Origin of the sequence: Paenibacillus sp. Soil750 (assembly GCF_001428045.1) — a bacterium.
Lineage (GTDB): Bacteria > Bacillota > Bacilli > Paenibacillales > NBRC-103111 > Paenibacillus_E > Paenibacillus_E allorhizoplanae.
Genome location: NZ_LMSD01000042.1, coordinates 419,167 through 431,621, shown reverse-complemented (window position 1 = coordinate 431,621; position 12,455 = coordinate 419,167). Strand labels below are relative to the sequence as shown.

Sequence of the window (12,455 nt, the reverse complement as noted above, 5' to 3'; positions counted from 1 at the left end):
ACGGAGATCCTATTACGTTGGAGACAAACGTGATCGTGATGGCACTTTGGAATCGAAATTCAGGTCTTTCTTCAATCGTATAAAATCACATAGCGTCTTAAATTTATACATTCAGAAATCGGATCGTTATCGTTATGATAATCACAGATCGATGGAATCGCTTACAGTAAATGAAGAAAGAAGGGGCTTTCAATGAAAAAAACAATCAGTCTAAGTCTAGCCGTCATGATGGCAGCTACCGCACTAACCGCGTGTTCCTCAGACGGGAAAGTGGCAGGCACGGCTTCACCACAGCCATCAGGCAACGTAAAAGCAGCACCGGTCAAATTCTCGTTACTTTTTCCAACGACAGTCAGCACAGGCTATCACACTCGAATTCCCGATTTAAACAAGGACAAGTGGGTCTTGAAGCTGGAAGAACTAACGAATACGGATTTGGATGTTAGGGTTGTCGAAGATGCCAAGTTCGGGGTGATGTTTGCAAGTAATGATATTCCTGATGTTGTTGGCAGTATCGGTGGTCCTGGCAGTAAGTCGATGTCAGGTTCGGTTGAGAATGGTGTGTTCATGCCGCTGGACGATCTGTTGAAGCAGTATGGACCGAATTTGTTGAAAATGGTACCCAAAGCAGCGTGGGAGAGTGTTTCGTATAACGGAAAGATTTATGGCATTCCCGAATATTTGAGCAATCCTTCCCGTCGTGCCACTTACATTCGCACCGATTTGCTAGCTAAAACGGGACTTCAAGCTCCCAAAACGGTAGATGACTTTCTAAATGTCCTAAGGGCTTTCAAGAAGCTTGGCGTCGAGAGTCCGTATCAAATGAGAGAAAACTTCAAGTATGCGGACGTTCTTCTAGGAGCTTACGACGTACTGCCGTATAAAGATCAATTTGAACTCGTGGATGGTCAAGTGGTTCCTAAATTTTTCGATTCGGAAAATGTACAGAAAGCACTAACCGCCTATAAAACAATGTACGATGAAGGCTTGATTCCGAAGGAATTCGCTACCATTTCCGCTACGGATTACAACAAAAGCCTAGATGCGGGGAAAGCTGGAATTTGGTCGCAGAATGCTTCCGGTTTACCGGGGTCCAAAACCAAGCTAAGAGCGCTCAACCCGGACTTTAAAGCGGATATCATTGATTCTCCTAAGGGTCCAGAAGGTAAAGGCGGTTACTTCCTCTATTCACCTGTCGTTCGAACGTTCTATATTAATAAAAATGTGAAGCAAGACACAGCTGCCGGTATTATCAAAATGTTCGAGTGGATGATGACTTCCAAGGATGCAGAAACATTCTTTACCTTTGGGATTGAAGGCGATACCTATACGAAGGACAGCAGTGGTGCGATTAACTATAAATTCCCAGTAACGAAGGAAGATATTGATGAAGAAGGGTTCCGCAGTGGAACACTTTGGGCGGTACATGACTCTACCTACAATAAACCAAGAATGCAGCTAAATGATGATGGAAAAACGACCTTGAAAGCATTTGACGATATTCTGTCGAAGGAAGGTTTACCTGGCATTGGATTCTATCCTGATTTGAGCAGCTTCGCTAAATTCCCAGATCTTGCAGCGCCTCAGCCAGACGTAGGTCCGAAAATTATCGTCGATCACATGATCAAAATGATTTATGGTAAAGAGCCGATTTCCGATTGGCCGAAAGTGATCGAAGAGTATAAAGCCAAAGGCGGTACCGAAATTATTAAAGAAGCGACAGATCGTTGGAACAAGAAGCAAGGCGCGATTATGATTGACACGAAATAACGAGCTATGAATAGAGGCATCCCTTTCGCAGTATAATTCGCGGAGGGATGTCTTTATTTATTCGGAAATCGTAAAAAAACACATACTGCCGTAAGTTTATACGTTTTTCTTGGACGGTCAATCTCCTATAATGAAGGCAACTAAAATCTATGGAACTTAGGGGGTAATTCATACATGAAAGCGATATTGGTTGGTTTAGGTTCAGCCGGGTTCAGTTGGTATAAACGTCTAAGAGATCAAGGATTATTAGCAGCTGTTGTTGAGGTTGATCTAGCAATGAAAGAGAAGATGCTGGATGATCCGTTCCCTTTTTACACCTCATTAGAAGAGGCTTTGCAGAACGAACAGGCTGATTTTCTAGTCAATGTAACTTCACCTATGCGGCACACAGCAGTGAACCATGCGGCATTTGACCATAAGTTGGCTGTATTGTGTGAGAAACCGATTTCCTTTGATTATGAGGAATCCATCGAGATCGTAGCTCGAGCTGCCAAGGAGAAGATCCCATTTATGATTGCAGAGAATTACCGCAGGATGCCTTATATTCGTAAAATGAAACAGCTCTTGGACGAAGGGGTCATCGGCCGTATTTCGTCTATGGATATACAGTTCTACAGATACCACCATGTTCAGCGGAGATATACCGTTAGTATTCTGGATGACATCGGGGTGCATCACTTAGATATGATCCGCTATTTCACGGGTAGAGAAGGAAAGTCAGTGCAATCCAAGCTGTACAATCCAATTGGTGCTTGGAAAGAAGAAGGAGCGCTTATTAATGCGTATGCTTTATTTGAATTAGAGGATGGCATTACAGCGACCTACAACGCATCCATCTCGGCCAGAGGAACAGAGACGCCATGGAGCGGCAATTGGCGAATCGAAGGAACGGAGGGCGCTATGGAAGTCGTCGATAAAGAAATTCGCCTCATTCGGGATGGCAATGTTGAAGTGATTGATGACATAAGTGGTGTCGATGAAACAGATACACTGGCTGAATTTCTGGCATCACTCCGTGAAGGACGCGAAGCGGAAACGAGCGGCAGGGATTATTTGAAAACCCAAGCACTCGTTCATTACACGAAGTTGGCTAATGCGTCTGGCAGAACGATGTCCATTGAAGTTCCAACAATATAAAGGATTGGGGAAATGAGTATGCTAGCATCAAATTGGCAACAATCAGCACCAGGGGTATGGCGCCTTATGATTGGAAATCCGCAGGGTATAACACCGCTCTCTTTGATGGAGGTGTTACCAAAAACAGAGGCGCTGCAGCAGCTTCCGCAAGTGAATCCTCCTTTTACAAGAGAAGACATTGAAATCGAGGATCTTGGTGATTATCTTATGTTATCTATACCGCTTAATCGTACGGAGAAGCTGTATGGGACAGGCCTTCAATTATTACGAATGAATCAACGCGGAAGAAACCGTTATTTGCGGGTAAACAGTGATCCTAAACAAGATACAGGGGAGACGCATGCGCCAGTACCCTTCTACATAAGTGATCTCGGGTATGGCGTGTTGGTGGATACTTCGCGAATCGTTACGATGTATTGCGGTTCAACGATGAGACAAGAGGAAACGCCAAGCGAGGATATACGTGATCGTAACACCGATAAGGGATGGAAAGCGACACTAGTGGCATCGCGAGTGGAGATCAAACTACCTAGGGAAGGTGCAAACGTTTATTTGTTTGGCGGACCAACTCTTTCTGATGTCGTAGCAAGATATAATTTGTTTTGCGGTGGAGGCACGCTGCCTCCGAAGTGGGGACTTGGCTTCTGGCATCGGGTTCCGACACTGTATACGGACGGACAAGTGCTCGAAGAAGCAGAGCAGTTCCGTCAGCATGATATGCCCTGTGATGTCATTGGACTCGAACCTGGTTGGCACAGCCTGAGCTACCCAGTCAGCTATGAATGGGAGAATAGCCGATTCCCTGAACCTGAACAATTCGTAAAGGAACTGGATCGTAAAGGCTTTCGTGTGAACTTATGGGAGCATCCCTTTGTATCACCGAAGAGTGAGTTGTATGAGGAATTGAAACCGCTGTCGGGAAGTCACTCGGTATGGGGAGGGCTTGCGCCGGATTATTCGCTGCCTGAAGCTGTATCGCTTTATAAGAAGCAGCATGAAGAGAAACATGTCAATATTGGGGTAGCCGGTTACAAGCTAGATGAGTGTGACGGCAGTGATTTGACCAACAACTCCTGGATGTTTCCAGGACATGCTCAGTTTCCATCGGGTCTTGATGGCGAGCAGATGAGACAAATGTACGGGTTAATGTTCCAAAAGATGACGACAGAGCTATTCCGCAGTAAAAACCGGCGAACCTACGGGCTAGTAAGGGCCTCGAATACCGCGGCTTCCTCCATGCCTTATGTTTTGTATTCCGATCTTTACGATCACAAACAATTCATTCGTGGTGTATGTAACGCCTCTTTCAGCGGGTTGCTGTGGACGCCGGAAGTGCGAAGAGCTAGGAATGCCGAAGACTGGGTCAGACGGATGCAAACGGTCATCTTCTCGCCACTTGCGATGCTCAACGCTTGGGGGGATGGCACGAAACCGTGGTCTTTCCCGGAGGTTGAGGACACGGTTCGCCACTATATCAAGCTGCGGATGAGACTGCTGCCTTATTTATATACGGCTTTCGCAGCATATCGAGAGAAGGGGATTCCACCTTTCCGTGCCATGCCGTTCGTAATGTCACCAGCAGAAATCGCAGAAGCTGAGGCGATCGAAGCTAAAGCAGCTGAGCAAACCTTGAACACGACAGATGGCGCTTATGGCAAGAAGAAAGTGAGAGAATGGGACGACCAGTACATGGTTGGAGATGCCCTATTAGTTGCTCCACTTGTCGAAGGAGAGACTGAGCGAGAAGTTCTGCTCCCCTCGGGAATCTGGTATGGATTAGAGACTGGGGAACGATACGAAGGTGGTCGTATCATTCGGATTCAATGCGGTCTAGAACGAATTCCAGTATTTGTTAAAAATGGATCTGTCATTCCGATGATGCCTGCACTGTCGCATGTCCCACCGCTAGGAACGCAAGTTCCACTTGAGCTGATTCATTTCGGTGATGCTGTCGGTGAAGGGAATTTATATGACGATGACGGGGAATCGTTTGACTATGAGACAGGTGCTTGTGGCTTGTGGAAAGCAACAGTCACCCAAGAGGCAGATGGTTCCTATGAAGGGCGACTTACTGGACCGACGGAAATACCGCAAGCATACAGCACTGTCACGTGGCGCTTCGCACAAATTCGTTTGTAGCACCTTCCGTTGAAGAAGCGATCACGGTGAGTTATCATAATTGGGTATTGATTCTGAGCGATGCTAGGGAGGTCTAGACATGCATGTATTGATCGTAGATGATGAGCCTGTCATACGCAGAGGAATCGTGAAGATGGCGGAAATGTACCAACCTGCTTTTTCGCGAATTCAGACAGCTGAGAATGGCGTGGAAGCGTTGGAGCGAATTCGAGCCTGCGAGCCTGATCTTGTACTTGTAGACGTTCGTATGCCGAAAATGGACGGATTAGAGCTCTGCAGAATCATTCATGAAGATTTCCCACAAATCAAAACAGTTGTGATATCCGGGTATAGTGATTTTGAATATGCGCAAAAAAGTATGAATTATGGTGTACGTCATTATATGTTGAAACCAGTTACGACAGCGGATGTCCATGACATGTTGAATCAGTTAATTAAAGAGCCTTCACGCGGCTACATGCCGCCTTCCCGTTATATTGAGTGGATTGATCAGATGGAGCAGCAAATATGGGCTTTGCAAATGGAGGAGCTTGGCAGCTTAATCGATCGTTGGCGTGACTATTGTCTCTCTGTGCAACTATCATTGGCTGGACTTAAAGAACTATTGGATGATTGTTATGCCCTATTAGTCAAGCGCTTCCAAGCCCGTAACTACTCACCTTCCATCACGCAAGCCTATTTGCAGGCAGATAGTGTGAAGGAAGCTGTAGACACATTTAATAAAGGTTTAATTCAAATGGCCAAGGGCTTGCAAGCCGTTCGAAGTGGAAGCTTTAAAGATCCGATGGAAGAGGCCAAAAGCTATATTGACAGCAGGTTATCGGAGGACATCACGTTGGATCAAGTTGCGGCCATGGTCGGATTGACACCGACGTATTTCAGCTCGCTTTTTAAAAAAGTCACACATGAGACCTTTGTTCAGTACCGGATTAATAAAAGAATGATGAAGGCGAAGGAAATGTTAGCCATTCCCTATGTCCGAATCGTGGATGTAGCCACAGATGTTGGGTACGACGATTACCCGCATTTTACAAAAACCTTCAAGAAAATTGTCGGTGTATCGCCTTCTGAATATCGTGCAGGATTGGGTATCAAATGAAAATTAGAGGGTTAACGAAGAAAATATTCGTTTATTTCTTGATCGTTATCATTCTTTCGCTTAGCAGTGTCGGCTTCTTCTCCTACATGACTTCTTCCGGCGAATTAACTGAGATGGTGGAGAATCAAATGAATCAAATCGTCGGAAATGCGGTTCATCATACAGATCTGTACTTGAAGGACTATGAGCGATCGATTGTCTCTCTATTGACGAACAGACAGGTCATGGAGTTTATAGATTTGAAAGCCGATCGGGAGGAATATGACTATTATATTGCTCGAAAAACGATTCTCGAATTGAGTGTTGATCCGTTATTTATTCGAAATCCAAAGTTGGCTTCCGTCTACCTAATCAGCGATAAACTGAATGCCGTCTATTACTATAACGGAGTAGGTGAGCAGTCCTTCAACGCTGAGGATAAGCGAAAACAACGAGAATATTTTCTTGCCAATACAGCGGCTGACGGCAAATTAAGTATTTTGAACCATACCATCATTGAAGGTCAAGAGAATCAAATGCTTACGTTAGTTCGTCGTTTTCGTGGATTTACCTCGCCTGAACTGAGTGGCATACTCGCCATTGAAATGCGATCGGCCGATCTGTCAGCCCTATGGAAAGGGATTGATCTAGGTAAATATGGGTACTTGTTTATCATTGATAATAAAGGTCGATACGTCTATCACCCAGATGGGAAGAAAGTCGGATTGGATGTGCCGTCAGAGTTTGTAGAGAAGCTTGAAAAGGCAGGGACTTCTTCCTTCGTCGACACGAGTGAGGGGGATGAACGCATGTATGTGAGCCGGAAGTCCGATTATTCGGATTGGCAGCTTGTCGTCTCCATGCCGCTGCGTGAACTGCGTAAGCCATTAACGAACATTCGTTCGACAACTTTGATTGTCGGATTATTTACATTGGTGTTGGCGATTTTACTTGCGTACAGATTCGGTAAATCAATTACGAAGCCGATTCAAGTACTGAAAAGCGGGATGAGAGAGACGGAGAAAGGAAACTGGGCTACGATTCCACTCCCCCCTCACAAGGATGAGATTGTTGAGTTGATGGTGCGCTACAATTTGATGGTTAAGCGGCTATCCGAAGCCGTTGACCGCGTGGTTCAGGTTGAAATCAGCAACTCTGAGATTCGTATGGAACGTCAGAAAGCGGAATATCAATCCTTGCAGCTGCAGATCAATCCTCATTTTATGTACAACACACTCGAGACCATTGTTTGCTATGCTACGATTCAGGAATCAGAAGAAATATCTGAAATCGTGAAGGCATTGGCGTACATGCTGCGTTACTCGGTTCAAACGAATCTCGAGGAGATTACCGTTGCTAACGAATTGAAGCATGTTTTGTATTATATTGTCGTTCTGAAGCACAGAATCGGCCGCGATTTCGAGATTGATGTTGCCATAAAACCCGAGTATCTGCTTCATGTCATGGTTCGTTTGACCCTCCAGCCTTTAGTCGAAAACGTGTTTCAGCATGCCTTTCCTGACGGGTTGGAAGATTATCACTTCGTTCGCATTGACGGAGGCGTTGTTGATGGGATTTTCTGGATCAGTGTTGAGGATAATGGATCGGGGATGACGGAGGCCAAATTAATGCAGCTCCAAGCGAAATTGAACGCAAATCGGTTGGCGGATACGGAAACAGATGAAGCAGGCAAAAAGGGTGGCATAGGTGTGCTGAACGTCCATCGCCGTATTCAAATGGTCTATGGGGAGAGCTATGGACTCAGGATTGAAAGCGTGGCAGAGCAGGGGACCAAAATGATCATGGTGATGCCTGCATCGCCTAAACGGAGTGATAAGCCAAATGTTGGATAGGGGGCGTATTCTTGAACAATCGTGAGAAACTGTGGTATTTGCAGCCTGCTAAGTTGTGGGTGGAGGCGCTTCCGATCGGAAATGGTCGGTTAGGCGGGATGATCTTCGGTCACGTACAGGAGGAACGCATTCAGTTAAATGAAGATTCCATCTGGTACGGAGGTCCTAAGGATGGGATTAACCCCGATGGTTCCCGTCATTTGGAGGGAATTCGGGAAATGCTTTTTGAAGGGAAGGTGGAGGAGGCCACGCGATTAACGCGAATGGCTCTTTTCTCCACGCCAAAATATTATAATCCGTATCAACCTTTGGGTGACCTGAGGCTTTATTTTCATGGTCAAAAGGGTGAAGTTGAAGGGTATCGCAGAGAATTGGATATCAAAAATGCCATAGCTCGGACGAGCTATAAGGTAGGTGGAGTCACCTATCGTCGTACGATGTATGCCAGCTACCCTGATCAAGTGATTGTCATCCAACTGGCATGTGATCAACCTGGGCAGCTGAACTTCTCGGCGAATCTGAATCGCAGACCCTACGAGGGAGAATCAGGCAGGTTATCGGCTGACAGCATCTGGATGAGCGGCGAATGTGGGAAGCACGGTGTCGAGTATGCCTGTGTACTGAAGGCAAAAGCTGAGGGAGGCTCTGTCTCTGTCATTGGTGATTTCTTGTCTGTGGAAGGGGCTAGTTCCGTGACGTTGCTGCTAGCTGCAGCGAGTACATTTCGAGAGTCGGATCCATTAGCTGCCTGTCAAACGCATATCGTGGCCGCAGAGCAATTTAATACGGAAGAACTAGAGCGCCGGCATATTCAGGATTATCAGACGTTGTTCAATCGGATGAATCTGCAACTGACGGAGGATGATCCGTTAGATGACTTGGCAACGGATGAGCGATTGAAGCTGCTGCAAGAGTCACATTCGCATTTGGACGTTGGATTGATGGAGCTATACTTTCACTATGGACGGTATTTGCTGATCGCCAGCTCGCGCCCAGGCTGCTTGCCAGCCAATCTTCAGGGCATATGGAATGACAGCTTCACACCGCCTTGGGAGTCCAAATACACGATTAATATCAATACGCAAATGAACTATTGGCCAGCTGAGGTATGCGGACTATCCGAATGTCATGAGCCTTTGTTTGATCATATTGAACGCATGCAAGTAAGCGGTCGGCAAACCGCTAGGGAGCTGTATGGATGCTCAGGCTTTGTCGCTCACCACAACACGAATATTTGGGGAGAAACACGACCAGAGGGCTTGTTTCCAACTTGTGTGATTTGGCCAATGGGAGCGGCATGGCTGAGCTTACATCTGTGGGAGCAATTTCTATTTACGGCAGATAAGGACTTTTTACGGGGGAGAGCCTATCCGATCTTGAAGGAAGCCGCGGCTTTTTTCGTAGATTATTTGGTGGAAGCACCGAATGGGCAGCTTGTGACGGGCCCATCTGTCTCACCCGAAAACGTGTACGTATTGGAAGATGGAACCAGAGGGGCATTGACCATGGGACCCGCCATGGATTCGCAGATCATTCATGCGTTGTTCACGGCATGTATTCAGAGCAGCGATCTGCTGCAGGTGGATGCTGATCTAAGGGAACAGCTCGCAGCGCTACTAGAGCGGCTGCCTAAGCCTCAGATCGGCAGGCACGGTCAGATCATGGAATGGTTGGAGGACTATGCGGAGGAGGATGCAGGTCATCGTCATATTTCTCAGTTGTTTGCCCTGCACCCGGGAACGCAAATAAGCCCGCACCGCACGCCGGAATTGGCTGCTGCCGCTGCTGCGACCCTTCAGCGCAGATTAGCAAACGGAGGCGGGCATACGGGCTGGAGCAGCGCGTGGATCGTTAATATGTTTGCGAGACTCGAGGATGGCGAACAGTCGCATGCGCATTTGAGCCACATGTTGCGGAAATCAACGTATCCCAACCTGTTTGATGCGCATCCTCCTTTCCAGATTGACGGCAATTTTGGGGCTACTGCTGGTATCGTTGAGATGCTCCTGCAGTCACATGCGGATGAGTTATCCTTGCTGCCGGCTCTGCCTTCTGCGTGGCCTCAGGGGGCTGTGAGCGGCTTGCGAGGGCGCAATGGATATGTGATTGATCTTACATGGTCCGATGGCAAATTATCAGAAGCGGTTATCCATGCAACGGTCTCTGGCCTATGCAGAGTGCGCACACGTGAAGCTGTTCTGGTGCGTTGTGGAGGAGAAGACATGCAAGTCGACAGGGATCATATGGTTATCGAATTTCGAGTTGACGCGGGTTGTAAGTATGAGATTTTCAGAAAATAGGGAAGATTGTCTTGGATTCCTAGTCATTTCCATTTTCATAAATCGGGAAGAGAGAAATCCGTTACATTTTAAAATTTCGGGCAAGTTATCCTTCTTGGGTGCATAGGATTGTAGTACACAATTCACCATCACGAGCTGACCTATTGCCATTAAAGGCAGCAGTGAAAGGAGGTACCCATGGACATATTCAAAAGAATTTCAGAGCATCGTACGGAGAAGGATTCATTGAGCTGGACCGGTACGTTCGCGGAGTACATAGAATTGCTTCGCAGTAATCCTGGACTCGCGAGAACTGCGCATTCTAGGGTCTATGACATGATTGCTTCGCAAGGTATCAACGATCAAGTTGGCCACAAATCCTACAAATTTTTCAATCAAGAGATTTTCGGTCTGGATCGTGCCGTTGAGAAGCTAGTGGAAGAATATTTCCACTCCGCTGCCCGTCGATTAGATGTTCGCAAACGTATTTTGTTGCTAATGGGTCCTGTAAGCGGTGGGAAATCCACAATTGTGACCATGCTGAAACGCGGATTAGAGCAGTTCGCCAAAACGGATTTAGGGGCAGTCTATGCGATCAAAGGGTGTCCGATGCACGAAGAGCCGCTTCATTTGATTCCGATGGAGCTGCGACCAGAGATTGAGCGCGAGTTGAATGTGAAAATCGAAGGCAGCCTATGCCCATCGTGCCAAATGCGTTTGAAAACGGAGTACAACGGTTGTATTGAAGATGTGCATGTGGAGCGGGTTTTTGTCTCCGAAGAAGGCCGGGTAGGGATTGGTACTTTCAGTCCTTCAGATCCCAAATCGCAGGATATCGCCGACTTAACGGGAAGCATTGACTTTTCAACGATTACAGAGTTTGGTTCTGAGTCGGATCCACGGGCGTATCGTTTCGATGGCGAGCTGAATAAGGCAAACAGGGGAATCATGGAGTTCCAGGAAATGCTGAAATGTGATGAGAAATTCCTCTGGAATCTACTCTCACTGACGCAAGAGGGGAATTTCAAAGCAGGTCGCTTCGCCTTGATCAGTGCAGATGAGTTGATCATTGCGCATACGAATGAAACGGAGTATAAGTCTTTTATCGCGAATAAGAAAAATGAGGCCTTGCAGTCTCGTATGATTGTTATGCCGATCCCTTATAATTTGCGTGTATCAGATGAAGAAAAAATCTACTACAAGCTTATCGGACAGAGTGATATGTCACACATCCATATTGCACCGCATGCGCTTCGTGTGGCCGCGATCTTCTCGATTCTTACGCGTTTGAAGGAAACGAAGAAGCAAGGGATGGATTTGATCAAGAAAATGCGTATGTACGACGGTGAAGTTGTCGAGGGTTACAAAGAGGCTGATTTGAAGGAAATGCAAAATGAATATCAAGAAGAAGGCATGAGCGGAATTGATCCACGGTATGTTATTAACCGAATTTCCAGTGCCTTGATCCGCCAGGATCTACAATGTATTAACGCCTTAGATGTGCTGCGAGCTCTGAAAGACGGTCTGGATCAACATCCATCGATTACCAAGGATGAGCGGGAGCGCTTCCTGAATTTCATCTCTGTTGCCCGTAAGGAATACGACGATATTGCCAAGAAAGAAGTGCAGAAAGCGTTCGTGTACTCCTTCGAGGAGTCAGCTAGAACTATTTTCGACAACTACTTGGATAATATTGAGGCCTATTGCAACTGGGGCAAGATTAAGGATCCGTTGACCGGCGAAGAGATGGATCCAGATGAGCGCCTCATGCGTTCTATTGAAGAGCAAATTGGTATTTCGGAAAATGCGAAAAAAGCCTTCCGCGAAGAAATATTAATCCGCATCTCCTCGTACTCACGCAAAGGCAGAAGGTTCGACTATAGCAGTCACGAGCGACTGCGTGAGGCGATTGAGAAGAAGCTATTCGCAGATCTGAAGGACATCGTGAAGATTACGACCTCAACGAAAACACCGGATGAGAAGCAGTTGAAGAAAATTAATGATGTGACGAAGCAGCTCATCGACGAGCATGGATATTGCCCGGTTTGTGCCAATGAATTGCTGCGCTATGTAGGAAGCTTATTGAATAGATAGGCTGACGTGCTTGAAGCGAAAGACCTGAGCGGGTGACGACCCCTTAGGTCTTTTTCACTGTGCAGAGGATGCCGATTGTTGCCTAACACGAAATCTATTAATCTC

At 46.6% G+C, this 12,455-nt stretch carries 7 protein-coding genes; all 7 read left to right on the top strand.

All coding sequences use genetic code 11. From position 1 onward, the window contains the following. Positions 1-192: 192 nt before the first annotated feature. The 7 genes from ASL11_RS32750 to ASL11_RS32720 all read left to right on the top strand — a co-directional run bounded on the left by ASL11_RS32750 (position 193) and on the right by ASL11_RS32720 (position 12,350). Entirely contained in the window at positions 193-1,770 is a 1,578-nt protein-coding gene (locus ASL11_RS32750; RefSeq protein ID WP_056624609.1) for an extracellular solute-binding protein, read from the top strand. 174 nt (positions 1,771-1,944) lie between these two features. Beyond that, entirely contained in the window at positions 1,945-2,907 is a 963-nt protein-coding gene (locus ASL11_RS32745) for a Gfo/Idh/MocA family protein (RefSeq protein ID WP_056624607.1), read from the top strand. Positions 2,908-2,925: 18 nt separating this feature from the next. After that, entirely contained in the window at positions 2,926-5,046 is a 2,121-nt protein-coding gene (locus tag ASL11_RS32740; protein ID WP_082596040.1) for a glycoside hydrolase family 31 protein, read from the top strand. A 79-nt stretch (positions 5,047-5,125) separates the two neighbouring features. Continuing rightward, positions 5,126-6,145 carry a response regulator transcription factor gene (locus ASL11_RS32735; protein ID WP_056624602.1) on the top strand — a complete coding sequence of 340 codons (1,020 nt, stop codon included), beginning with the start codon at positions 5,126-5,128 and terminating at the stop codon, positions 6,143-6,145. After that, entirely contained in the window at positions 6,142-7,977 is a 1,836-nt protein-coding gene (locus ASL11_RS32730; protein ID WP_056624599.1) for a cache domain-containing sensor histidine kinase, read from the top strand. The genes ASL11_RS32735 and ASL11_RS32730 overlap by 4 nt, the downstream gene beginning before the upstream one ends. Positions 7,978-7,988: 11 nt before the next feature. Next, complete coding sequence (locus tag ASL11_RS32725; RefSeq protein ID WP_056624596.1) at positions 7,989-10,277, top strand: glycoside hydrolase family 95 protein; 2,289 nt, start codon at positions 7,989-7,991, stop codon at positions 10,275-10,277. A 177-nt stretch (positions 10,278-10,454) separates the two neighbouring features. Then, positions 10,455-12,350 carry a PrkA family serine protein kinase gene (locus ASL11_RS32720; RefSeq protein ID WP_056624593.1) on the top strand — a complete coding sequence of 632 codons (1,896 nt, stop codon included), beginning with the start codon at positions 10,455-10,457 and terminating at the stop codon, positions 12,348-12,350. Positions 12,351-12,455 lie beyond the last annotated feature (105 nt).